Below are 23,229 nucleotides of genomic sequence, written 5' to 3' on the forward strand. Positions count from 1 at the left end.
GGCCGGGTCGCTCCCGGCCATGATCCCTTTTGACCAGTCCGGTCCAATCCCGGAGAAGCGACCATGGCCAAACGTTTCGAACAAACCAGCGGACCCTCGCAGCGCCAGCAGCGCGTCGCCGAGCTGATCCGCCACGCCCTCGCCGAGGTTCTCTCGCGCGGGGACCTGCAGGACGACGTGCTGACGAGGAACGTCATCACCATCCCGGAAGTGCGCATGTCGCCGGACCTGAAGCTCGCGACCGCCTACGTCATGCCGCTCGGCGGCCGGGACGAGGACGCCGTGCTCAAGGCTCTCGAGAAGAACAAGAAGCTGCTGCGCCAGGAGGTGGCGCGCCGGGTGAACCTGAAATTCGCGCCCGATCTGCGCTTCCGCCGCGACGAGAGCTTCGACGAGGCCGCCCGCATCGACGCGCTGCTGCGGTCCGACCGCGTGGCCCGCGACACGGTCAAGCCCGCGCCCGACCCGTCCGACGACGACAGCGAGTAAGAAGCAATGAGCGAAGAACGCCCGCAGCGGAGGCCGCACGGCGACCGCCCGAAGAAGCGTGACGTCAACGGATGGATCATCCTGGACAAGGGCGTCGGCATGACCTCGACCCATGCGGTCGCGGTGGTCAAACGCGGCCTGTCGGCCAAGAAGGCCGGACATGCCGGCACCCTCGACCCCCTCGCCTCGGGCATCCTGCCGATCGCGCTCGGCGAGGCCACCAAGACCGTGCCCTTCGTCATGGACGGGCGCAAATCCTACGTGTTCACCGTGGCCTGGGGGGCGGAGACCACCACGGACGACACCGAGGGCGACGTGGTCGAGCAGACCGACCGGCTGCCGGACCCGGCCATGATCGAAGAATTCCTGCCCAGGTTCACCGGCCAGGTGCAGCAGGTGCCGCCGCGCTTTTCCGCCATCAAGATCCAGGGCGAGCGCGCCTATGATCTCGCCCGCGACGGCGAGACGGTGGAGCTTCAGCCGCGAACGGTGGAGATCGACCGTCTCGCCCTGATCCACCACGCGGGCAACCGCTCGATCATCGAGGCCGACTGCGGCAAGGGCACCTATGTGCGGGCCATCGCGCGCGACCTCGGCCGCGCCCTGGGCTGCCTCGGCCACATCGCGGCCCTCCGGCGCACGCGCGTCGGCCCGTTCACGGAGGACGACGCGGTCACCGTGGACGACATCGCGACCGATCCGGCGGCCCTTCGGCCGGTGGAGATCGCCCTGAGCGAGATCCCCGCGATCCCCGTGAGCCGGGACATGGCCGGCCGCCTCATGCGCGGCCAGTCCATCATCCTGCGCGGCCGCGACGCGCCGCTATCGGGCAAGGTCTACGCCACCTGCAACGGCGTCCTGATCGCGGTGGGCGACGTGGAGCGGGGCGAGTTCGTGCCGCACCGGGTGTTCAACCTGGGCGGCTGAAACCCTTCGCCGTGGGGGCCGAGGGCGGAATCCTGTTCCGTCATCACCGGCCCCGGGCCGGTGATCCCGATCGTTCGAAGCGCAGCGCCTTTCCCGTATCGAGATGGCCGGGACAAGCCCGGCCATGACATGGCCAACGTGTCACCGCTGGCGGCAACAGCCCGGAATGAGCAGGCCTTCTCTTACCGATCCGCCTTCTGACCCTGGGCCGAGCGTGTCAGGAACTTCCGGGTGATCGGCTCGATCATGTCGTAGACGGCCTGGGCGGTCTTTTCCTCTTCGCGCAGGGTCTCCTGGAGGCCCGGGATGAACTTCTGGTTCCCGGAGGCTTCGGCCATGACGATCAGGGACTTGTAGGACGCGATCTCGAAATTCTCGAAGGCGTGGTTGGCGAAGGTGTTCTTCAAGACCTCGTCGGCCATCGGCATGTGGCCCGCGGCGGCCAGGTTGGCCATGAACTGGGTGGCCATGTCCTTCAGGATCGAGCGGTCGGCCCCGAAGGTGTGCAGCATCTCGTCGAGGCGGCGGATCTGACCTTCCGTCTCGGTGATGTGCCGGCGCAGCAGGTCGGACATCTCCGGATAGTTCTCGAACCGCTCGACCTGCCGCTCCATGAGTTGGATGGCCTGCTTCTCGAGGGCATGGGCGTTTTCCAGGCCGGTGATGAAGATGTTCCGGATGTCTTCCGAGGACGTGAGGTCGGCCATGCCGGTCGTACTGGCAGTCATGATGTCAGCTTCCTATATTGGGCGTGTCTGGGTCACCAACCGTGGCCCGGGCCACTTGTTCCGCCAGGAACCGGCTCGAACGGCGCATCCCATTGCTCCGCTTGGGAAAAATGATTTTCCTGGCACTCGGGCGCATTTCGTGTATGGTGCGCCATCTTTTCGGGAGCTTTACCCTCCGAAAGACGCGTCCGCGTTCGGACCGTGCTGGACGACATCCCGGCCCGGCCCCTCCGGACGAACCCGACCATAGGCCCCGAAGGCCCAAGGTCTTTTGACAAACCAACCTGAAAGGACTGACGATGTCGATTACGGCTGAGCGCAAGAACGCGCTTGTCAAGGAATTCGCCCAGAAGGCTGGCGATACCGGCTCCCCGGAGGTGCAGGTCGCCATTCTCACCGAGCGGATCAACAACCTGACCGGTCACTTCAAGAGCCACACGAAGGACAACCACTCCCGTCGTGGACTTCTGAAGATGGTGTCGGCACGCCGTTCGCTTCTCGACTATCTGAAGAAGAAGGACGAGAGCCGCTACCGCACGCTGATCGAGAAGCTCGGCATCCGCCGCTAAGCGTCTTGAAAAAACGTCCGTCCGGAGCCCGGCTCCGGACGGTTTCTCCAACACTGCGAGGCTTCACGTCCCGGTGTTTTCTAAGGAGGCGGCAGACACGATGACCATGGCAGGATCGCAAGAGGCTTGTGAGGCGGGCTACCCCGCCGGAACGAGCCTCTCGCCGTCTTGCTCATGGCATCGAGCCCCCGCCCCGCTGTCATGAAAGACATGCCATGTTCGATATCCAACGCGAAGAACTGATCTGGGCCGGGCGCAAGCTCGTGCTCGAAACGGGCAAGATGGCCCGCCAGGCCGACGGCGCCGTCGTCGCCACCTACGGTGAAACCACCGTTCTCGCCACCGTCGTGTCGGCCAAGGAGCCGAAGGCCGGCGTCGACTTCTTCCCGCTCACGGTGAACTACCAGGAGCGCACATACGCGGCCGGCCGCATCCCGGGCGGGTACTTCAAGCGCGAAGGCCGTCCGACCGAGAAGGAGACCCTGGTCTCCCGCCTCATCGACCGTCCGATCCGCCCCCTCTTCGTCGAGGGCTACAAGAACGACACCCAGGTCGTCGTCACCGTGCTCTCGCACGATCTCGAGAACGATCCCGACATCGTCGCCATGGTGGCGGCCTCCGCGGCCCTGACCCTGTCCGGCGTGCCCTTCATGGGCCCGGTCGGCGCGGCCCGCGTCGGCTATATCGGCGGCCAGTACAAGCTGAACCCGCCGGTCCAGGAGATGGAAACCTCCGCCCTCGATCTCGTGGTGGCCGGCACCTCCGAGGCCGTGCTCATGGTCGAATCCGAGGCCAAGGAGCTGCCCGAGGACGTGATGCTGGGCGCCGTGATGTTCGGCCACAAGCACTTCCAGCCGGTGATCGAGGCGATCATCCGTCTCGCCGAGAAGGCCGCCAAGGAGCCGCGCGACTACCAGCCGGCGGACGTCTCCGACGTGGAGAAGGCCGTTCTGGAGATCGCCGAGGCCGACCTGCGCGAGGCTTACAAGATCACCAAGAAGCAGGACCGCTACGCCGCCGTCGACGCCGTGAAGGCGAAGGTGATGGACGCGCTGGTCCCGGCCGACGGTGAAGCCAAGTTCGACCCCGAGAAGGTCAAGGCCGTCTTCAAGGAGGCACAGGCCAAGGTCGTGCGCTGGAACATCCTCGACACCGGCCACCGCATCGACGGCCGCGACCTCAAGACGGTCCGTCCGATCCTGTCGGAAGTCGGCGTCCTGCCGCGCACCCACGGTTCGGCCGTGTTCACCCGCGGCGAAACCCAGGCGCTGGTCGTGACCACGCTGGGCACCGGCGAGGACGAGCAGTTCATCGACGAGTTGGAGGGCACCCGCAAGGAGACCTTCCTGCTGCACTACAACTTCCCGCCCTATTCGGTCGGTGAGACGGGCCGCATGGGCTCGCCCGGCCGCCGCGAAATCGGCCACGGCAAGCTTGCCTGGCGCGCCATCCACCCGATGCTGCCCCCGTCGCACGAGTTCCCCTACACGATCCGCGTCGTGTCGGAGATCACCGAGTCGAACGGCTCCTCCTCCATGGCGTCGGTCTGCGGCGGCTCCCTGTCGCTGATGGATGCCGGCGTTCCCCTGCGCCGTCCGGTGGCGGGCATCGCCATGGGCCTCATCCTCGAAGGCGAGCGCTTCGCGGTCCTGTCCGACATCCTCGGCGACGAGGATCACCTCGGCGACATGGACTTCAAGGTGGCCGGCACGGACCAGGGCATCACGTCGCTCCAGATGGACATCAAGATCGCCGGCATCACCGAGGAGATCATGCGCGTCGCGCTCGATCAGGCCAAGGACGGCCGCGCGCACATCCTGGCCGAGATGAACAAGGCCCTGACGGCGCCCCGCGCCGAGCTCGGCGAGCATGCCCCGCGCATCGAGACCATGCAGATCCCGGTCGACAAGATCCGCGAGGTCATCGGTTCGGGCGGCAAGGTCATCCGCGAGATCGTGGAGAAGACCGGCGCCAAGATCGACATCAACGACGACGGTCTCATCAAGATCGCGTCCGCGGACGGCAAGTCGATCAAGGCCGCCTACAACTGGATCCGCTCCATCGTGGCCGAGCCCGAGGTCAACGTGATCTATGACGGCACGGTCGTGAAGGTGATGGAATTCGGCGCCTTCGTGAACTTCTTCGGCTCCCGCGACGGCCTCGTGCACATCTCGGAGCTTGCCAAGAACCGGGTCGGCAAGGTCACCGACGTGGTCAAGGAAGGCGACAAGGTGAAGGTGAAGTTCCTCGGCATGGACGAGCGCGGCAAGGTGCGTCTGTCCATGAAGGTCGTCAACCAGGAGACCGGCGAGGACATCACCGAGCAGCTCAAGGCCGAGCGTGATGCGGAACGCGCCCAGCGCGACCAGCAGAAGCAGGCCGGCGAGTAAGACTCAAGGCTCCAATCGAAGAGAAAAGCGCGGTGAAAGCCGCGCTTTTTTATTGCCTGTTTGGGGTCGGCGCGCCCAAGACACGATGGGTGAAACCGCCTCGCACGAAAAGGCTCGTTTCGGCGGAAGACAGGTCTTCGTGCCCCTTCAAACAAATTTGCTCGTCTCCGTCACCGTCCCCATTCCATCCACCTCCGGGATGATCCAGCTGCCCAGGGGCGCTGCCCGTCCCCTGATCTGGACGATCCGCCTGTCGCGGTCGGAAAGATCGAGGCCGGCCCGGGTGGCGAGGTCCTCGGAGATCACCAGCTCCACGTCGAGCTCCTTGGCGAGGCCTTCCAGGCGGCTGGCCGCATTGATGGTGTCGCCGACGGCCGTGAGGCTGGTCGCCTGGCCATAGCCCATCTGCCCGACGATCGCAGGACCCGCATGGAGCCCCATGGCGATCCTCAGGGGATGCTCGAATTCGCTCGCATATTCCTCGTTGAGGTGCACGAGCGCGGCCTTGATCCGCAGCGCCGCGTCGAGCGCCTGCCGGGCCGCCTGCTGGGGCGAGGCCTTGAGGCCGAAGAGGGCCAGCACCCCGTCGCCGATGAACTTGTCGATATAGCCGCCCGCATCCTCCACGGCCTGGCCCACCGACTCGAAATAGCGGTTGAGGATGAACACCGTGTCGAAGGGCAGGCGCCGCTCGGCCAGGCTCGTGAAGCCGCGCAGATCGCAGAACAGCACGGCGATGTCCTGCTCCTGACCCTGGGCCCGGCCGCCGCGCACCAGCGCGGTCACCCCGTTGCGGCCGGTGGACAGGATCGGCACCACCGACACGTCGTGGGTGGGTCGGAACTGGCAGGCGAGCCGCACGTTCGGACCGGCCTTGATGCGGGCGAGCGTGCCGCGCTCCTGGGGCGTGGGCGGCGGCTGGCGCTGGTGACCGTCGAGCACCCGCACCCGGCAGGTGGAGCAGCGCCCGCGCCCGCCGCAGACGGAGAGGTGCGGAATGCCCGCGCTGCGGCTCGCCTCCAGGACGCTGAAGCCGAGCGGCACGGTGGCCACCTGATCGTTGGGATAATAGACCCGCACCCGCCGCGACCACAGGGGAACGCTGCGGATGAAGCGGGCGGCGAGCATCGCCGCGATGAGCCCGCCGAAGGCCGCGTAAAGAACGGGGCCGGCCGCCGGCAGGATGTCGGACGAGGGGGGAGCGGGCGTCCCAAACCGCGCCGGCGCCTCGGCGATCTCCCGTCCGGCTTCCGCAAAGCCGAGCAGCGCCAGGACCGGGACGAGAACGGCGCCCGTATAGAGAAGCAGCGCCGCGCGCGGGAACCAGCTTTTCGGACGCAGCCAGAAATAGACCCCGAGGCAACCGTGCAGCCAGGCGATCACGAGAGCGACGGCTTGGCGGGCCCCGATCCCGGGATTGAGGACCCAGAGGTTGCGGACCACTTCGGGATAGCCGGAATCGTGCCCGGTCAGGGCCCATTCGATCCGGGTTCCGACCACGTGGCCGATGAGGAGGAACGGCAGACTCAGGCCCAGGATCAGCTGCGCGGCCTCGCGCCAGGGCATCCGCAGGGTCCGGCGCCGGTAGAGCGCCAGCAGCGCAAGCAGGAAATGCGCCAGGACGGACCCGTAGAGCAGCACCGTGCCGGCGGGGTTGCGCCACAGGCGGTTGAACCAGGCGCGGCCCGCCTCCATGGCCTCGACCGAGACCAGGCCGAGGGCATGATTGGAAAAATGCGTCAGGAGAAAGGCCCCGAGCACGAGCCCCGTGAACAGGCGGATCTCCCGGGTCTGGAGATGGATCTCGGAGCCCCCTGGATCGGGGGCCGGTTTGCCTCGAACACTGGTCATGCGCGTCTTTCAGATCGGCCCGGCCGCCTTTCGTCTTCAGGCTTGCCTGCCGCCATGCAGTTGCACCAAGGTGCCGGTTGTCAAATCACGATCCCTGCACCGGCTCCCTGCACCATGTCCCACATCATCACCAGCGTTACGGAACTCGAAGCCCTCTATGGCGAGGTCAACAGGGGCTCGCTCCTCAAGGAGACGGATCGGGTCGTGCCCGAATACCGGGCCTTCATCGCGGCGGCTCCCTTCGCGGCCCTGGCCACCCGCGGCCCGGAGGGTCTCGACTGCTCGCCCCGCGGGGACGGGCCGGGCTTCGTGCGGGTGCAGGACGACAAGACCCTGCTCCTGCCGGACCGGCGCGGCAACAACCGCATCGATTCGCTGAAGAACATCGTGCGCGATCCCGCGGTCGCCTTGCTGTTCCTGATCCCCGGGATCGGCGAGACCCTCCGGGTCAACGGCCGCGCGGCCATTTCGGTCGAGCCGGCCCTGCTCGACAGCTTCACGGTCGACGGCAAGACGCCGAAATCCGTGATCGCGATCAGCGTCGAGGCGGTTTATTTCCAGTGCGCCCGCGCGATCCTGCGCTCGGAGCTGTGGAACCCGGCAAAGCACGTGGCGCGCGCCTCGCTGCCGAGCGCCGGCCAGATCCTCGCAGCCCTTTCGGCCAATGAAGTCGGCGGCGAGGCCTACGACAAGGCCCTGCCGGAGAGGCAGCGGTCGACCCTCTATTGAAACGGATGCTCTTGACCTGACGCCCCCTGCCCCCGAAAAGGCAAATCCCCTGTTCTGGAAAAGGCACAAGGACATTCCATGACGATCCAACGCATCAAGCCCGGCCCGCGCATGAGCGGCGCCGTCGTCCACGGCAACACGGTCTATCTCGCCGGCCAGGTCGCCAATCAGACCGCCGGGCAAAGCGTCGCCGAGCAGACGAAGGAAATCCTCTCGATCATCGACGGCCTTCTCAGCGAGGCCGGCACCGACAAGTCGAAGATCCTGATGGCTAATATCTGGCTCACCGACATGGGCACGTTCCAGGAGATGAACGCCGTGTGGGATGCCTGGGTGTCGGCCGGCAACACCCCGGCCCGCGCCACCGTCGAGGCGAAGCTCGCGGCTCCGGCCTTCAAGGTCGAGATCGCCGTCATCGCGGCGAAGTAAGGTTCCTCAAAAAAGAAGCGGGCCCTCAGGCCCGCTTCGTCCCGTCTCGCGCCGTGATGCTTACGGGCACGGATGGCGCAGTCCGTCGTAGCCCAGATAGGTGCCCGAGGCCGGGTCGTAGGACTTGAAGCGCTGGGCGCAATAGGCCGAGCCGCCGCCGGGGGCGACATAGGTCGGAGCGGCCTGAGCCTGCGACTGCGCGATGGCGCCGCCGATGATGGCGCCGGTGGCGAGGCCGATGGCGCCGGCAGCCGCCGCCGAGCCGTAATCGCGGCGGTAATAGCGCGGACCGTAATAGCCATAGCGCGGGCCGTAATAGCCACGGCGCCCACCGTAATAGCGGCGCTCCGCGTAGCGCGGGCCACCGCCGTAATAGCGGCGATACTGCACGTAGTCGGACTGGACCTCGCCCTTCTTCAGAGCGGCAACGAGCTCGTTCACCGGTGCCGCCCGCGTCTCGGCCGCGGAGGCCGGAGCGGCGAGACCAAAGGCACCCAGGACAGCCGTCGCAGCGGCCGCCAAGACAAACTTACGCATGAGCTAACTCCTCTAATCGTGGGGAGCGAACGCGAAGAACCCGCCGGTCGTTCCGCTTTCGAGGAATTTCGGTCTATCTCTCGCGGGAACGTGAGGATGAATGATCCTGCACGACCCCGTCAGGTTTGGCGGCAACGACCCGCCTGCCCTCCACCCGCCCCTGCCCGGTCGGACAAAGGTCGAGAATCGCGCAGCGCCCGCAGGCCGGGCTCTTGAAGAAGCAGCAGCGCTGGCCGTGCAGCATCATGACCTCGTGGTGATCGTAGACCTGCTGGGCATCCCAGTCCTCGGGGAGCAAGGATGCCAGGGCTGCATGGGACGGGCCGACCGCAACCGATTGGGGAATGAGCCCGGTGCGCTGCGCCACCCGGTGGTGATGGCTGTCGACGGGAAGCGCGGCCTTGCGCAGCACCGAGAACGACAGCACCGCCGCGCTGGTCTTGGGGCCGATTCCCGGAATGCTCTCGAGCCACGCCCTCGCCTCCGCGACCGGCATGGCACCCAGGAAATCGAGCGACAGGCTGCCGTGGCGCTCCTCGACGGCGCGCAGGACCGCCTGCAGGCGCGGCGCCTTCTGCTCCGGCCAGGTGACGCCCTGGATCGTCGCCTCCACCTCCTCGGCGGGTGCGTTCATCATCGCGCGCCAGTCGGCGTAGCGGGCCCTGAGCGCCTTGAAGGCGCGGCCCGAATCCGCGTTGCGGGTGCGATGGGAGAGCAGCGACGAGATCAGCTCGCTCAGGGGATCGAGGGAATGGAAGTAGGCGATCGGGCAGCCATAAACCCGGCACAGGCGCTCGTGGATGGCGAGCGCCTTCGCCTTGAGGTCCTGCAGGTCCGGATTCATCCCGAGGCAAGTCGCGAATCGGGAGGCTGGTTCCATTCACGCGTCATCACCGGCTTGTCCCGGTGATCCCGATGCGAGACGCGCCGCGCTCACGACAATCGAGATGGCCGGGACAGGCCCGGCCATGACGCCATGGTCGTCGATCCTACAGAATGAACCGGCTCAGATCGGTGTTCTTGGCCAGGGTCTCCACCTCGCCGCGCACGTAGGACGCGTCGATGGTGACGGTTTCGCCCGAGCGGTCGGGCGCCGTGAACGAGACGTCGTCGAGCACCCGCTCGAGCACCGTCTGCAGCCGGCGGGCGCCGATGTTCTCGACGGAATTGTTCACGTCGACGGCCACCTGGGCGAGCGCATCGATGGCATCGTCCGTGAAGACGAGGCTGACGCCCTCGGTCTGCATCAGCGCCACCGATTGCTTGATGAGGCTCGCTTCGGTCTCGGTGAGGATGCGCCTGAAATCGTCCACCGTCAGCGGGGCGAGCTCGACGCGGATCGGCAGGCGCCCCTGCAGTTCGGGCAGCAGGTCCGACGGCTTCGACACGTGGAAGGCCCCGGAGGCGATGAACAGGATGTGGTCGGTCTTCACGGGCCCGTATTTCGTCGACACGGTGGTGCCTTCGATCAGCGGCAGCAGATCGCGCTGCACGCCCTCGCGGGAGACATCCGCGCCGGTGCGGCCCTCGCGGCCGGCGATCTTGTCGATCTCGTCGAGGAACACGATGCCGTTGTTCTCCACCTGGTGCAGGGCCTCCTGCACGATGGCGTCCTGGTCGATCAGCTTGTCGGCCTCCTCCGTCACGAGCGGCTCATAGGCCTCGCGCACGGTGGTGCGGCGGGTTTTCGCGCGTCCGCCGCCGAAAGCCTTGCCGAACATGTCGGAGAGGTTGATCGCGCCCACCGATGCCCCCGGCATGCCCGGGATGTCGAACATCGGCATCCCCTGCCCCCCGGTCGATTGCAGCTCGACTTCGATCTCCTTGTCGTCGAGCTCATTGGCGCGCAGCTTGCGGCGGAAGGAATCGCGGGTGGCGGCGCTGGACGTGGCACCCACGAGGGCGTCGAGCACGCGCTCTTCGGCCGCCACATGAGCCTTGGCCTGGACCTGGCGGCGGCGCTCCTCCTTGACGAGGCCGATTCCGATCTCCACCAGATCGCGCACGATCTGCTCCACGTCGCGGCCCACATAGCCCACTTCCGTGAACTTGGTCGCCTCAATCTTGATGAAGGGCGCCCCCGCGAGCTTGGCGAGACGGCGCGAGATCTCGGTCTTGCCGCAGCCGGTAGGGCCGATCATAAGGATGTTCTTGGGCGCCACCTCCTCGCGCAGGGAGCCCTCCAGCTGCTGCCGGCGCCAGCGGTTGCGCAACGCGATGGCGACCGCCCGCTTGGCGTCGTTCTGGCCGACGATGTAGCGGTCGAGTTCGGAAACGATTTCGCGGGGAGAGAACGTGGTCATGAGATGTCTTGGCTCAAAGGATTATGGTTCGACGACGGCCGTGGCCATCAGGCTTCATCGAGCGTTTCGATGACAATGTTCGCGTTGGTATAAACGCAGATCTCGGCGGCGATCGCCAGCGAACGGCGCACGATGGCTTCCGCGTCCATGCCGGAATCGGCGAGCGCCCGGGCGGCGGCGAGCGCGTAATTGCCGCCGGACCCGATGGCCATGATGCCGTTTTCCGGCTCCAGTACGTCGCCGGCGCCGGAGAGCAGCAGGCCGACCTCCTTGTCGGCCACCAGCATCATGGCCTCAAGGCGTCGCAGGTACCGGTCGGTGCGCCAGTCCTTGGTGAGCTCCACGCAGGCGCGGGTGAGCTGGCCGGGATATTGCTCGAGCTTGGCCTCGAGGCGCTCGAACAAGGTGAAGGCATCGGCCGTGGATCCGGCGAAGCCGCCGATCACCCCACCCTTGGCAAGGCGGCGAACTTTCCGCGCATTGCCCTTCACCACCGTCTGGCCGAGGCTCACCTGCCCGTCGCCCCCGATGACGACGCGGCCGCCCTTGCGGACCATGAGGATCGTGGTGGCATGCATGCGGGGGGTGGCGTCTTCGGACACGGGGTCAAGCTCCGGCAGTCGGGAATGGAAAAACCGTTCGGAGCCTCACTTAATCATTCGTGATGCGAAAACAACGCGGGTGGTTCGTGACGCTCTCTGCCGTTCTCGCCCGCCTCGGGCCGGTGATCCCGATGCGAGAGGCGCAGCGTTCCACCCGTCGGGATGGCCGGGACAAGCCCAGCCATGACGGCGCGGTGTCACGCGATCGCGGAAGCTTACCCCTTCCCCTTGCCCCCTTCCCCTTGCCTCCTTCCCCTCGCCTCTTGCCCTCGTCCCTTGCCCTCGCTGGAGGGAGCGTTTTCCGAACGACACCGTCCGGGTGGCGTTTCTCGCCGCGGCTTGCTAGAGCATCGGACCCAAAAATGGACTTGCACTTTTGGGATCCATCCGGCGCTCCTCTTTGGTGAGCACAAGGTCCGGTCCAGACCCGAAGGGCCACGTCGGTGAAAACCGGATCCACTTTTCCGGGCGATGTGCTAGAAGGCGCCTGTCTCCTGTTCCGCAAAGGATTTTGATGATGCGCTCCGCGAGCGTCAGCCGTCGCACCGCCGAGACCGATGTCAACCTGTCGATCGCCCTCGACGGGACCGGCAAGGCCGAGATCGCCACGGGGGTCGGCTTCCTCGACCACATGCTCGAACTGTTCGCCCGGCACGGTCTCTTCGACCTGACCGTGAAGGTGACCGGCGACCTGCACGTGGACCAGCATCATACAACCGAGGACACCGGGATCGCGCTGGGCCAGGCCATCCTGCAGGCGCTTGGCGATAAAAAGGGCATCTCGCGCTATGCCGACATCCATCTGCCGATGGACGAGACCTTGACGCGCGTCGCCCTCGACATATCGGGTCGGCCCTTCCTGGTGTTCAAGACCACCTTCCCGACGGAGAAGATCGGCGTTTTCGACACCGAACTGGTGCGCGAGTTCCATCAGGCGTTCGCCATCAATGCGGGCCTGACGCTCCACGTGGAGACGCTCTACGGCGAGAACAGCCACCATATCGCCGAGAGCTGCTTCAAGGGCTTGGCACGGGCCTTGCGTCAGGCCGTGGCACTGGACCCGAGGGAGGAGGGCCGCGTTCCCTCCACCAAGGGAACGCTCTAAATCCGATCAAGAGCCTCTTGCCTGGCGGGATCGTCGTCACCTCGTCGGGCACGGCCTGAGGAAACGTCATGACCACCTATACCCTGCACCTCCCGCGCGACGCGCGGCCGGGCGACCCGACCGCTCTCGACGAGTCGGAGCTCGTGAAGGATGCCTTTTCCTGGGGGGCGTTCTTCTTCACCTTCCTGTGGTTCTTCTATCATCGCCTCTGGCTCGCCGGGCTCGGGGTCCTGGTCGTCGTCTTCGCGTTCGGGGGCCTCATGGCCCTGCTCGACGTGCATCCCCTGGCCGGCTCCCTCGCGCAGCTCCTGCTGCAGGGTCTGATCGGGCTCGAGGCCAACAGCCTGCGGCGCTGGACCCTGGCCCGCCACGGCCTGCCGGTGGCCGACGTGGTGACGGCCGAGGACCAGGACGAAGCGGAGGCCAAGGCCTTCGCCCGCTGGCTCGCGGCCAGATCGTCCCTGCCGCCGTCCCTGCCCCGCGGCCCGGCACCGGCCGCCGTCCTGTCCACCCCCCGGAGGTCCGAGCCGGTGATCGGCCTCTTCCCCGATGCGGAGCGTCCCCGGTGAGCGTCGTCATTATCGATTACGGGTCCGGCAACCTGCACTCCGCCGCCAAGGCCTTCGAACGGGCGGCCCGGGAGGCGGAGCTCGACCTCTCCATCGCCGTCTCGTCCGACCCGGCCCTCGTCGCCCGGGCCGACCGGATCGTGCTGCCGGGCGTCGGCGCCTTCGCCGATTGCCGCCGCGGCCTCGATTCCGTCCCCGGTATGGTGGAGGCGCTGCAGCGGCGCGTCCATGAGGACAAGCGGCCCTTCCTGGGCATCTGCGTCGGCATGCAGCTCATGGCCACCCGCGGCCTCGAGCACACGGTGAGCTACGGCCTCGACTGGATCCATGGCGACGTGAAGCCGATCCAGCCGGGCGACCCGTCGCTCAAGATCCCCCATATGGGCTGGAACACCCTGGCCCTGGCGAAGCCGCATCCCCTGCTCGACGGCATCCCGACCGGACCGGACGGGCTCCATGCCTATTTCGTGCATTCCTACGCGCTGACGCCGGAAAACCCCGACGACGTGGTCGCCACCGCCGATTACGGCGGCCCGGTCACGGCCGTGGTCGGGCGCGACAACCTCGTCGGCACGCAGTTTCATCCCGAGAAGAGCCAGGCGCTCGGCCTCAAGCTCATCGCCAATTTTCTGAGGTGGCGCCCGTGATCCTTTATCCTGCCATCGATCTCAAAGAGGGTCGCTGCGTCCGCCTCGTCCAGGGCGATATGGACCAGGCCACCGTGTTCAACGACGATCCGGCCGACCAGGCCGCCACCTTCGAGGCCCAGGGCTTCGAATGGCTGCACGTGGTCGATCTCGACGGCGCCTTCGCGGGCAAGCCGATGAACGCGGCCGCGGTCGAGACCATTCTGAACCGCGTGCGCATCCCCGTGCAGCTCGGCGGCGGCATCCGCGACATGAAGACCGTGGAGGGCTGGCTCGGGAAGGGCGTGTCCCGCGTCATCATCGGCACGGCCGCCGTGCGCGATCCGGCCTTCGTGCGCGAGGCCGCCCGGCTCCACCCGGGCAAGATCGCGGTCGGAATCGACGCCAAGGACGGGCTGGTGGCGGTCGAGGGCTGGGCCCAGACCTCGACCCTGTCGGCCGAGGAGCTCGGCCGGCGGTTCGAGGATGCGGGGGTTTCCGCCATCATCTACACGGACATCGCCCGCGACGGCATCCTCAAGGGCCTCAACTTCCCCATGACCCTGGGGCTGGCCCGCGCGGTCTCGATTCCGGTCATCGCCTCGGGCGGCCTCGCCTCCATGGCCGATATCGAGCGCCTGACTCAGCCCGACTGCGCGGTCCTCGACGGGGCCATCTCCGGCCGCGCCCTCTATGACGGACGCATCGACCCGCAGACAGCTTTGGCGCTGCTGCGCTCCGTGCGCAAGGAGCCCGCCTGATGCTCAAGGTTCGTCTCATCCCGTGTTTGGACGTCAAGGACGGTCGCGTCGTGAAGGGCGTGCAGTTCGTCGACCTGGTCGATGCGGGCGACCCGGTCGAAGCCGCCAAGGCCTATGACGCGGCCGGCGCCGACGAGCTGTGCTTCCTCGACATCACGGCGAGCCACGAGGCGAGGGGGATCCTCCTCGACGTGGTGCGGCGCACGGCCGAAGCCTGTTTCATGCCGCTCACCGTGGGCGGAGGCGTGCGGACCGTCGAGGACATCCGCCGGCTGCTGCTCGCCGGGGCCGACAAGGTCTCGATCAATACGGCCGCGGTGAAGAACCCGGATTTCGTGCGCGAGGCGTCGGAGAAATTCGGCAACCAGTGCATCGTCGTGGCCATCGACGCCAAGAAGGTGTCGGGCGCCGGCGAGGAGCCACGCTGGGAGATCTTCACCCATGGCGGGCGCAACCCCACCGGAATCGACGCCATCGCGTTCGCCAGGCAGGTGGCGGAGCGCGGGGCAGGGGAGCTTCTGGTCACCTCCATGGACCGGGACGGCACCAAGGGCGGCTACGACCTCGCCCTCGTGCGTGCCATCGCGGATGCGGTCTCGGTGCCGGTCATCGCGTCCGGCGGCGTCGGCAATCTCGACCATCTGGTGGACGGGGTCGAGAGGGGCCATGCCAGCGCGGTGCTCGCGGCCTCGATCTTCCACTTCGGCACGCATACGATCGGCGAGGCCAAGGGCTACATGGCCGGGAAGGGATTGAAGATGCGGCTGGACGAGCCGGCACGAAGTGCAGCGGGTGGGCCTTGAGCGCGGCCTTCACGACACGCGCATCCGACCATGACCCTCATGGAAAGGGATTCAACGAATGACGGTCTCCAACGAGGACGATCTGACCAAGCTCCAGGACATCGGCCGGATCGTCGCCAACACCCTCGAGGCGATGGCCGCGGCCCTCGAGCCGGGCATGACCACGGCGGAGCTCGACCTGATCGGCCGCCGGCTTCTCGAGACGGCCGGCGCCCGTTCCGGCCCTGAAGTGGTCTACGATTTTCCCGGCGCGACCTGCATCAGCGTGAACGAGGAGGTCGCCCATGGCATTCCCGGGTCCCGTCGCATCGCAGCGGGCGATCTCGTCAACATCGACATTTCGGCGGAAAAGAACGGCGTTTTCGCCGATACCGGTGCGTCCTTCGCGGTTCCGCCGGTCACGAACGCCACCAAGCGGCTCTGCCGGGACGGCCGTCGCGCCATGTGGGTCGGCTTGCGCCAGGTCGGTGCGAACAGGCCGATGGCCGGCATCGGACAGGCGATCGGGCAATTCGCCGAGAAGAACGGCTACACCCTGGTGCGCAACCTGGCGAGCCATGGCATCGGCCGCTCCCTGCACGAGGAGCCGAAGGAGATCGCCACCTGGCCGGACCGGTCCGAGCGTCGGATCATGACCGAGGGCCTGGTCTTCACCGTGGAGCCCTTTCTGTCCCTGGGGGCGGAATGGGCCCAGGACGGCGACGATCCCTGGACCCTGTTCAGCGAGCCCTGCGCCCCGACGGTCCAGTACGAGCATACGGTCGTCGCCACCCGTAACGGTCCTCTCGTCGTCACCTTGCCGGGCTAGTTTCATCATGACCACCTTCACCCTCGACGACCTCGCCCGCATCGTGGCCGAGCGCGCGGCCGCGCCGGCGACCGAATCCTATACGGCCAAGCTCATTGCCGGCGGGCCGGCCAAAGCGGCCAAGAAGCTGGGCGAGGAGGCGGTGGAGGCGGCCATCGCGGCCGTCGAGCGCGACCGGCAGAACCTGACGGCGGAGGCCGCGGACGTGCTGTATCATCTTTTGGTCGTGTTGCAGGGCGCAAACATTCCTCTAAGTGACGTCATGGCCGAACTGGAACGCCGCACGGCGCAGTCGGGTCTTGCCGAGAAGGCCGCGCGCAAGACCTAAAACCTGGAAAAGAGGTGGTTCGCATGGACCAGCCCAACCTGATGTCCGCCGACGAGGACGATGACGGCCTCTCGCCCTACCGCACCTTCTCGCGCGACGAATGGGCGAAGCTGCGTGCGGATGCGCCCATGACGCTCACGGCCGACGAGGTGGTGCAGCTGCAATCCCTCAACGACCCGATCTCCCTCGACGAGGTCGCGGCGATCTACCTGCCGCTCTCGCGCCTGCTCTCCCTCTACGTCGCGGCGACGCAGGGCCTGTTCAAGGCAACCCAGCGGTTCCTCCTGGCCGAGCAGCAGGAGAAGGTGCCCTACATCATCGGCGTGGCCGGCTCGGTGGCGGTCGGCAAGTCCACCACGGCCCGCGTGCTCAAGGCGCTGCTCGCGCGCTGGCCCAACACCCCGAAGGTCGACCTCGTCACCACGGACGGGTTCCTCCTGCCGAACGCCGAGCTGACACGGCTCAACCTCATGGAACGCAAGGGTTTTCCCGAGAGCTACGACACGGGCAAGCTCCTGCACTTCCTGGCCGACATCAAGGCGGGCAAGCGCAACGTGAAGGCGCCGCTCTACTCCCACCTCGTCTACGACGTGGTGCCCGGCGAGGAGACCACCGTCGACCGGCCCGACATCCTGATCGTCGAGGGCCTCAACGTGCTCCAGCCCGCGCGCATGCCCAAGGACGGCACGGCCATTCCCTTCGTGTCCGACTTCTTCGACTTCTCGGTCTATATCGACGCCGACGAGGAGGACCTGCACCGCTGGTACGTGAACCGCTTCCTGCGCCTGCGCCACACGGCCTTCCGGGATCCCCTGTCCTATTTCCGGCGCTATGCGGAACTGGCGGAGTCGGAAGCCATCACCATCGCGGATGGCCTGTGGAGCCGCATCAACCTGGTGAACCTGCAGGAGAACATCGTGCCGACCCGCCAGCGCGCGAGCCTGATCCTGAAGAAGGGCCCGAGCCACCGGATCGAGACGGTGGCCCTGAGACGGCTTTGACGGGGCCAACCATTTCGCAACCGTGAGCGTTGTGCCTCCGGATGAACGGAGGGTGCATGACGACGCAACCGGTGGACGAAAAGCTCAAGCGCAGCGCCGAGCACGCCAAGGCGGCGGCGGAGCAGAGTCAGGAGGCCGCCGAGCAGACCCAGGAGGCGGCCGAGCACACGCAGGCGGCGGCCAGGACGACCGCCACGGCCAGCGTGCAGATGAAGGACAGCGCCGACCGGCGCACGGAGCTGGCCGCCAACCGCACGGTCTTCGCGGCCGAGCGCACCTACGCGGCCTGGGTGCGTACGGGTCTCGCCGCGCTGGCCTCCGGGATCGGGGCGAAAAAGCTCCTGGAAGGCGTGGTCCCGGACTGGATGATCGTCTCGACCGGGTCGATCCTGGTGCTGTTCAGCGCTTTCTGCTTCGCGGCCGCGGTGTGGCGCCAGATCTTCACCGGCTCGCAGCCGCCTCATCCGGACGTGCAGCGCATCCCGCCTTTCCTGCTCGTGGCCTTCAACGGTTTCCTGGCCCTGGTCGCCCTCGCGGCGCTGTTCAGCCTGTGGTTCGGGCGGACGGGCGGGTGAAGAAAAATCCTTCCCCGCGTCATGGCCGGCCCGAGGCCCGCCCTGACGCGGGAGGGTGGCATGAGGGGAAGCGACAGGGCCGGACGAGGCCAGACGTGACGGGCGGGCGGTTCTTAGGACAGCAGCCCTTCCTGCTCGGCGAGCTCGCGCAGGTTCGCCTGCGGGCGGGCGCCGAGATGGCTGATGATCTCGGCGGCCGCGAGACCGCCGAGCCGGGCGCAGTCGACGAGGTCGAGGTTCTTCACGAGACCGGCCAGAAAACCCGAGGCGAAGAGGTCGCCGGCGCCCGTGGTGTCGACCACGCGCTCCACCGGGAAGGCGGGAACGGCCCGGGTCTCGCCGCGGCTGACGATGAGGGCGCCGTCCTCCGAGCGGGTGATCGCGCCGAGCACGTTCTCCTCGCGCAGGGCGGCGAGCGCGGTATCCGCATCGGACGTGCCGTAGAGGCTCTGCAGCTCGTGGATGTTGGCGAACAGGATGTCGAGGCTGCCGTCGCGCATCAACCCTAGAAACTCGTCGCGGTAGCGGTCGACGCAGAAGGCGTCGGAGAGGGTGAGGGCCACCTTGTTGCCGGCCTCGTGGGCGATCCGGACCGCCTTGCGGAAGGCTTCCTTCGCGGCCGGCGGGTCCCAGAGATAGCCCTCGAGATAGACGATCGACGAGGACCGCACCGTGTCGGGATTCACGTCGTCGGGCGTGAGGTTCTGGCAGGCGCCGAGATAGGTGTTCATGGTGCGCTCGCCGTCCGGCGTCACCAGGATGAAGCTGCGGGCCGTGGCCGGGCCGTCCTGGGCCGGGGCGACGTCGTAATGGACGTCGATGGCCCTGAGGTCGTGGGCGAAGAGCCGGCCCGTCTCGTCGTTCTTCACCTTGCCGATGAAGCCGGCCTTGACTCCGAAGGAGGCGACGCCCGCCGCCGTGTTGGCCCCGGAACCGCCCGACACGATGACGGCCGGTCCCATCTCGCCGTAGAGCTCCTCGGCCCGGGCCTCGTCGATCAGCTGCATGGCGCCCTTGTGGACCTTCTTCTGGAGGAGGAAGGCTTCGTCCGTGTGGGCGAGCACATCAACGATGGCGTTGCCGAGGGTGAGGACGTCGATGCGGGTCTGGGACATGGGCCACCGGAATTGAGAAAGGACGGGGCGCTTTCGCATCCGGGGCGGGGGAGGTCAAGACGGCGCATCGTTGCGAGAACCCGTTGATGCGCTCCGTGGCGATGCACTGCCTTCCTGCCATGGCCCGGCCTGTGCCGGCCATCCCGATCGTTTGGAGCGGGACGCATCCGGTGACCGTCGTCGCCAGGTTCGTCCCGACGACGCCGTGGCGGATTGGTTCAGCTCCTGTCCTGGACCGCCTGGATCGGCACCGGAACGCGCCGCTCCCGGGTCTGGGCCCGATCGAGGACCGCCAGCATTTCCTCGAGCTCGGACTCCGAGAGGGAGCGGATCTCGCGGGCGAGGCGGTTGGCGAGCAGGGTGGCCCGCGGGTCGCCCCCGGCCGTGTCGATCCTCACCCGGGGGTCGGACAGGTCGGCGAGGCGCGTCAGCTCGTCGGCCTCGTCCCAGATGATGTGGAAATACTGCAGGACTCCCTGGATGAGCGCCCAGGTGGGCTTGCCGCGCTCGCCGCGCTCGAGGGCCGAGAGATAGGCGCTCGACACGCCGAGATGGGCGGCCATGTCCTTCAACATCCGCCCGCGCTCCCGGCGCAGCTGCCGCACCCGTTCGCCGAAGGGGGTCATCCGTCTATCCCGCGCCCCGCCGGCGGCGGAGCCTGACATAGAGTGCACCGGATCCGCCGTGCTGGGGAGAGGCCTCCTCGAAGCCGATCACGAGCGCGCGAAGATCGGGCAGGCGCAGCCAGTGCGGCACCATGCGCCGCAGCACGCCCCGTTCCTCGACGAGACTTGAACCGACGGCAGCGCCCCCTTTGCCGGTGATCACGAGTACGAGGCCATGGCCGGAACCCTGCGCCCGATGGAGAAAGCGCAGAAGGGCGAAATGAGCCTCTTCCTGGCGCATCCCGTGCAGGTCGATAACGCTGTCCACGTCCCTGCGGCCGCGCCGCAGGGCCTGGAGCGTCCGGCGCTCCACCGGGGCGAGCGGCGGCAGGGCCGGCTTCAGGGACGGAAGCGGGGCCAGGACAGGCGCGGGAGCGGCGATCGGCCGGGCAGGGGCCGTGGCGGTCCTGTCCTCCGGCTCGGGCTCGGGCGGCAGGCGCTTGCCCGCCATGGGCTTCACGTGTCGGGCCACATGCGACCAGAGCCGCTTCTCCTCGGGGCTGAGCTGGCGGGTGCGGCTTTTCTTGGTCATGAACGGGGTTTGGGCTGCAGAACCACGAAGCGCACGGGGTGGCGCAGGAGGCCGGCACGGCGCCCCGCCTCCGCGCCGCTGCCGAAGAAGAAGTCGCCCCGCGCCGGGCCGACGATGGCGGAGCCCGTATCCTGGGCGATCATCAGCCGCCGCAGGGGTTCGGTCCTGTCGAGGGCGAGCGGCAGTTCTCCGTCGAGCCAGACGGGCAGGCCATAGGCCCAGAGCGACCGGTCGACCGCGAGGCTGCGGCCGGGCACGAGCGGGGTGCCGGCCCCGCCGATCGGTCCGTCCTCGGGCGCAAGCTCCCTCGCCTCGCGGAAGAAGATGTAGGATTGGTTCTGCCGCATCAGAGCCCCGGCGGGCTCCGGATGGTCCTTCAGCCAACCCATGAGCCTGTTGAGCGTCATGGTCTCCAGGTCCATCTCGCCCCGCTGCACCAGCAGGCGACCGATGGACGTGTAGGGCCGGCCGTTGCGCCCCGCATAGGCGACGCGCATCACGGATCCGTCGGGGAGGCGGATGCGGGCGGAGCCCTGGACATGGATGATGAAGGCCTCGCCCGGCTCGCGCAGATACACGATGGGCCTCGCGTGGGCGCCCAGGGCGCCCGCCTCGATGGCGGCGCGGTCCGGATAGGGCTCGTAGCCGTGCTTCGTGCGCCTCGCGGCCTGGAGGTCCTTCTCGAGACCCGGCAGGGTTTCCCCTTGGGGAATGGTGACGAGATCTGCCGGCCGGTCGAGCAGGGGCACCCGGTAGGTGGCGTCGGGCGTGCGCGAGCCCTCGAATTCCGGCTCGTAGTAACCGGTGAGGAAGCCGCCGCCGGAACGGGGCGTGACGGCCACGGGCTCGAAATGGGTCTCGAAGAACCGTCGCGCCTCGGCCTGCGACGGCACCGGGTTCCTCAGGGCGGCGCGGCAGACGAACAGCAGGTCGTTCTGCGGCGCCTGGGCCGGGCGCAGGGCATCGGCGCCTGCATCAAGGGCGCGGCAGGAGCGAAGGAAGGTCCGGTAGGCGGCCCCGTGATCGTCCGTGTCCCAGCCGGCCAGCGCCGCGAAGGGCAGGGGCTCCAGGCGCGCCTGGTCCTGCAGCGCCGACGCCGCTCTGGCGGACATAGTCAGCGTCCAGACGAGGGAACAGGCGAGGAGGGCGCGCCCGGCATGGGTCATTGCCCCGCTTCGGTGGCCACGAGCTGCCAGTTGGGGTCGCGGCTGCCCAGCGTGCGGGCGAAGGTCCACACGTCGGTGACGTCGGCCACGGTCTCGGGGCTCCCGTCGACCACGTTGCCCGAGGCATCGCGCGTGGCGGTGATCAGCTTGGACAGGAAGCGGACCACGATCTGGGCCGTCTTGCCCTGAAGCTCGGCTCCGGCCATCTCGGCCTTGTCGATGGACACAAAGGTGGTCTCGACCGTCTCGCCCCGGCGCTCGCGCTCGGTGATGGCCCGCTCGAAGCCCTCGTAGACGTCGCGGGAGAGGAGATCCTTGAGGGTCCGGCGGTCGCCCTGCGCGAAAGCCGTGACGATCATCTCATAGGCGGACTTGGCCCCTTCCAGGAACTGGGCCGCGTCGAAATTCGGCTCGGTGCGGGCAATGCCGTCCAGCGCCTGGGCGGTGATCGAGCCGGGCTCGGCAATGCCCTTCCAGCGCTCGGCGGACGGAACCTCGGCGGCGGGACGGGCTCCGTTGGCGCCGGGCAGGCGCACCACATTGTGATCGGGCTCGGCCGGCGCATTGCCGGGACGAAGGGGCGCATCCCGGCGCGACATCGGGTCGAAGGGAGGCTGCTCGTTGCCGGTCTTCTGCCCCAGGACGGAGCGCAGACGCCAGATCACGAAAACGGCGAGTACAATGAAAATGAGGGTCGTGATGTCGAAGGAATCCTGCATCGTCGATCCGTTATGAGCCTGCCCGCGCCCGGTTGTCGCCGGGCGTTGTGTCGAGGAGGCGAAGGTGTCATCCTTCGCATATGGGGTCTTGAGGTCGTAACATCCACCTCCGGCCCCGACAAGCAAATGAGTCGGCTGAAATCTTGCTTCGTGCAGGAGAAGCTGATAGCGCGAAGACCCATGGCCCGAAGCGAGCCGGCGCTTTGCCCGACGACGTGTTCCGTCCGGGCCCGACAAGACACCCCTTCAGGGAGCATGAACCCATGGCCGAGAACCCGGCAAACAACGGAGCGCCCGCGCTCAACGCCCTTGCGCAGTACTGCAAGGACTTTTCCTTCGAGAATCCCAACGCCCCCCGCTCCCTGCAGCAGCAGTCGGAAGGCCCGCAGATCAACCTGCAGGTCAACGTCAACGCCAAGCAGCTCGCCGAGGCCGATTTCGAGGTCGACCTCACCCTTGAGGGCGATGCCAAGATCGGCGGCAAGGACGTGCTGTTCGCGTTCGAGCTCACCTATTCGGGCGTGTTCCGGATCCAGAACATCCCGCAGGAGCAACTGCACCCGGTTGTGATGATCGAATGCCCACGCCTTCTCTTCCCGTTCGCCCGCCAGATGGTGGCCGACGCAGTGCGCAACGGCGGCTTCCCGCCCCTCTATATCGACCCGATCGATTTCGTCGCCCTCTACCGGCAGCGCGCCGCCGAGATGCAGGGCCAACAGAACGGTGGCCAGACGCTGTCGTAGGCAGTCGCGTTCCACCCGTTCGGATCGGGCGAGGCGGGCGACCGCCTCGCCTTTTTCGTGCCGCGGACCACGTCATAGATCGGCCGATTCTTCACCGCCTTCGTGGGGGGGGGGGCGACACAGCCCCCCCCCACGGGGGGGGGGGGCGCGGGGGGGGGG

General features: G+C 67.5%; 27 protein-coding genes. 16 read left to right on the forward strand and 11 right to left on the reverse strand.

Annotation, left to right across the window (positions count from 1 at the left end):
- The first annotated feature begins 63 nt into the window (after positions 1 to 63).
- Positions 64 to 489, forward strand: a complete 426-nt coding sequence (gene rbfA, locus OCW50_RS09375) for a 30S ribosome-binding factor RbfA (RefSeq protein ID WP_262297280.1) — start codon at positions 64 to 66, stop codon at positions 487 to 489.
- Positions 490 to 495: 6 nt separating this feature from the next.
- Positions 496 to 1,416 carry a tRNA pseudouridine(55) synthase TruB gene (gene truB, locus OCW50_RS09380; RefSeq protein ID WP_262297281.1) on the forward strand — a complete coding sequence of 307 codons (921 nt, stop codon included), beginning with the start codon at positions 496 to 498 and terminating at the stop codon, positions 1,414 to 1,416.
- Positions 1,417 to 1,598: 182 nt separating this feature from the next.
- Here the strand turns inward: truB and OCW50_RS09385 are convergent, their stop codons facing one another.
- Entirely contained in the window at positions 1,599 to 2,144 is a 546-nt protein-coding gene (locus OCW50_RS09385) for a ferritin-like domain-containing protein (protein WP_262297282.1), read from the reverse strand.
- Positions 2,145 to 2,443: 299 nt separating this feature from the next.
- On the opposite strand from OCW50_RS09385, the gene rpsO reads away from it, so the two are divergent.
- Both rpsO and pnp read left to right on the forward strand, forming a co-directional pair.
- A complete protein-coding gene (gene rpsO, locus OCW50_RS09390; protein ID WP_173948757.1) occupies positions 2,444 to 2,713 on the forward strand; it encodes a 30S ribosomal protein S15 in 270 nt (89 codons plus the stop codon).
- 215 nt (positions 2,714 to 2,928) lie between these two features.
- Positions 2,929 to 5,103 carry a polyribonucleotide nucleotidyltransferase gene (gene pnp / locus OCW50_RS09395; RefSeq protein WP_262272092.1) on the forward strand — a complete coding sequence of 725 codons (2,175 nt, stop codon included), beginning with the start codon at positions 2,929 to 2,931 and terminating at the stop codon, positions 5,101 to 5,103.
- 147 nt (positions 5,104 to 5,250) lie between these two features.
- Here pnp and OCW50_RS09400 read toward each other — a convergent pair whose 3' ends face one another.
- The gene (locus OCW50_RS09400; RefSeq protein WP_262297283.1) at positions 5,251 to 6,954 is read right to left on the reverse strand and encodes an adenylate/guanylate cyclase domain-containing protein; all 1,704 of its coding nucleotides are present in this window, start codon (positions 6,952 to 6,954) and stop codon (positions 5,251 to 5,253) included.
- Positions 6,955 to 7,068: 114 nt separating this feature from the next.
- Between OCW50_RS09400 and OCW50_RS09405 the strand changes: the two genes are divergently transcribed.
- A complete protein-coding gene (locus OCW50_RS09405) occupies positions 7,069 to 7,683 on the forward strand; it encodes a pyridoxamine 5'-phosphate oxidase family protein (protein ID WP_262272094.1) in 615 nt (204 codons plus the stop codon).
- A 78-nt stretch (positions 7,684 to 7,761) separates the two neighbouring features.
- Positions 7,762 to 8,112 carry a RidA family protein gene (locus OCW50_RS09410; protein WP_262272095.1) on the forward strand — a complete coding sequence of 117 codons (351 nt, stop codon included), beginning with the start codon at positions 7,762 to 7,764 and terminating at the stop codon, positions 8,110 to 8,112.
- A 60-nt stretch (positions 8,113 to 8,172) separates the two neighbouring features.
- On the opposite strand, the gene OCW50_RS09415 is transcribed toward OCW50_RS09410, so the two are convergent.
- From OCW50_RS09415 to hslV, 4 genes are all read right to left on the reverse strand, one after another.
- Positions 8,173 to 8,649, reverse strand: coding sequence for a BA14K family protein (locus OCW50_RS09415; protein ID WP_262297284.1), 477 nt, complete (start codon positions 8,647 to 8,649; stop codon positions 8,173 to 8,175).
- A 73-nt stretch (positions 8,650 to 8,722) separates the two neighbouring features.
- Complete coding sequence (locus OCW50_RS09420; protein ID WP_262297334.1) at positions 8,723 to 9,493, reverse strand: endonuclease III domain-containing protein; 771 nt, start codon at positions 9,491 to 9,493, stop codon at positions 8,723 to 8,725.
- 145 nt (positions 9,494 to 9,638) lie between these two features.
- Positions 9,639 to 10,952, reverse strand: a complete 1,314-nt coding sequence (hslU, locus tag OCW50_RS09425; protein ID WP_262297285.1) for an ATP-dependent protease ATPase subunit HslU — start codon at positions 10,950 to 10,952, stop codon at positions 9,639 to 9,641.
- Positions 10,953 to 10,999: 47 nt separating this feature from the next.
- Positions 11,000 to 11,530: an ATP-dependent protease subunit HslV gene (hslV, locus tag OCW50_RS09430; protein ID WP_262297335.1), complete on the reverse strand. Its 531-nt coding sequence runs from the start codon at positions 11,528 to 11,530 to the stop codon at positions 11,000 to 11,002.
- A gap of 541 nt (positions 11,531 to 12,071) precedes the next feature.
- Here hslV and hisB point away from each other — a divergent pair.
- From hisB to OCW50_RS09475, 9 genes are all read left to right on the forward strand, one after another.
- On the forward strand, positions 12,072 to 12,659 hold the full coding sequence (gene hisB / locus OCW50_RS09435; RefSeq protein ID WP_262297286.1) for an imidazoleglycerol-phosphate dehydratase HisB: 588 nt from the start codon (positions 12,072 to 12,074) through the stop codon (positions 12,657 to 12,659).
- A gap of 68 nt (positions 12,660 to 12,727) precedes the next feature.
- On the forward strand, positions 12,728 to 13,228 hold the full coding sequence (locus OCW50_RS09440; RefSeq protein WP_262297287.1) for a DUF2628 domain-containing protein: 501 nt from the start codon (positions 12,728 to 12,730) through the stop codon (positions 13,226 to 13,228).
- Positions 13,225 to 13,875 carry an imidazole glycerol phosphate synthase subunit HisH gene (gene hisH, locus OCW50_RS09445; RefSeq protein WP_262297288.1) on the forward strand — a complete coding sequence of 217 codons (651 nt, stop codon included), beginning with the start codon at positions 13,225 to 13,227 and terminating at the stop codon, positions 13,873 to 13,875. The genes OCW50_RS09440 and hisH overlap by 4 nt, the downstream gene beginning before the upstream one ends.
- Positions 13,863 to 14,615 carry a 1-(5-phosphoribosyl)-5-[(5-phosphoribosylamino)methylideneamino]imidazole-4-carboxamide isomerase gene (gene hisA / locus OCW50_RS09450; RefSeq protein WP_262297289.1) on the forward strand — a complete coding sequence of 251 codons (753 nt, stop codon included), beginning with the start codon at positions 13,863 to 13,865 and terminating at the stop codon, positions 14,613 to 14,615. Before hisH ends, hisA begins: the two co-directional genes overlap by 13 nt.
- Entirely contained in the window at positions 14,615 to 15,418 is an 804-nt protein-coding gene (gene hisF, locus OCW50_RS09455; protein ID WP_262271328.1) for an imidazole glycerol phosphate synthase subunit HisF, read from the forward strand. Before hisA ends, hisF begins: the two co-directional genes overlap by 1 nt.
- A 58-nt stretch (positions 15,419 to 15,476) precedes the next feature.
- The gene (gene map / locus OCW50_RS09460; RefSeq protein WP_262297290.1) at positions 15,477 to 16,226 is read left to right on the forward strand and encodes a type I methionyl aminopeptidase; all 750 of its coding nucleotides are present in this window, start codon (positions 15,477 to 15,479) and stop codon (positions 16,224 to 16,226) included.
- 7 nt (positions 16,227 to 16,233) lie between these two features.
- A complete protein-coding gene (locus OCW50_RS09465) occupies positions 16,234 to 16,554 on the forward strand; it encodes a phosphoribosyl-ATP diphosphatase (protein ID WP_262271330.1) in 321 nt (106 codons plus the stop codon).
- Between the two features lie 23 nt (positions 16,555 to 16,577).
- Complete coding sequence (gene coaA, locus OCW50_RS09470) at positions 16,578 to 17,555, forward strand: type I pantothenate kinase (RefSeq protein ID WP_262271331.1); 978 nt, start codon at positions 16,578 to 16,580, stop codon at positions 17,553 to 17,555.
- A 56-nt stretch (positions 17,556 to 17,611) separates the two neighbouring features.
- Positions 17,612 to 18,130 (forward strand): YidH family protein, encoded by a 519-nt coding sequence (locus OCW50_RS09475; protein ID WP_262271332.1) that lies wholly within the window; start codon positions 17,612 to 17,614, stop codon positions 18,128 to 18,130.
- Positions 18,131 to 18,243: 113 nt separating this feature from the next.
- Here the strand turns inward: OCW50_RS09475 and OCW50_RS09480 are convergent, their stop codons facing one another.
- From OCW50_RS09480 to OCW50_RS09500, 5 genes are all read right to left on the reverse strand, one after another.
- Positions 18,244 to 19,245 carry an adenosine kinase gene (locus tag OCW50_RS09480; protein WP_262297291.1) on the reverse strand — a complete coding sequence of 334 codons (1,002 nt, stop codon included), beginning with the start codon at positions 19,243 to 19,245 and terminating at the stop codon, positions 18,244 to 18,246.
- Between the two features lie 218 nt (positions 19,246 to 19,463).
- A complete protein-coding gene (locus OCW50_RS09485; RefSeq protein ID WP_262271334.1) occupies positions 19,464 to 19,871 on the reverse strand; it encodes a helix-turn-helix domain-containing protein in 408 nt (135 codons plus the stop codon).
- Between the two features lie 4 nt (positions 19,872 to 19,875).
- Positions 19,876 to 20,442, reverse strand: a complete 567-nt coding sequence (locus OCW50_RS09490; protein ID WP_262271335.1) for a Smr/MutS family protein — start codon at positions 20,440 to 20,442, stop codon at positions 19,876 to 19,878.
- Positions 20,439 to 21,554 carry a murein transglycosylase A gene (gene mltA / locus OCW50_RS09495; RefSeq protein WP_262297292.1) on the reverse strand — a complete coding sequence of 372 codons (1,116 nt, stop codon included), beginning with the start codon at positions 21,552 to 21,554 and terminating at the stop codon, positions 20,439 to 20,441. Before mltA ends, OCW50_RS09490 begins: the two co-directional genes overlap by 4 nt.
- A gap of 50 nt (positions 21,555 to 21,604) precedes the next feature.
- Positions 21,605 to 22,327, reverse strand: a complete 723-nt coding sequence (locus OCW50_RS09500; protein ID WP_262271337.1) for a Tim44/TimA family putative adaptor protein — start codon at positions 22,325 to 22,327, stop codon at positions 21,605 to 21,607.
- 263 nt (positions 22,328 to 22,590) lie between these two features.
- On the opposite strand from OCW50_RS09500, the gene secB reads away from it, so the two are divergent.
- Complete coding sequence (gene secB / locus OCW50_RS09505; RefSeq protein WP_262271338.1) at positions 22,591 to 23,070, forward strand: protein-export chaperone SecB; 480 nt, start codon at positions 22,591 to 22,593, stop codon at positions 23,068 to 23,070.
- Positions 23,071 to 23,229: the final 159 nt, after the last annotated feature.

This window comes from Microvirga sesbaniae, from assembly GCF_025460805.1.
In the GTDB taxonomy this organism is placed as follows: domain Bacteria; phylum Pseudomonadota; class Alphaproteobacteria; order Rhizobiales; family Beijerinckiaceae; genus Microvirga; species Microvirga sesbaniae.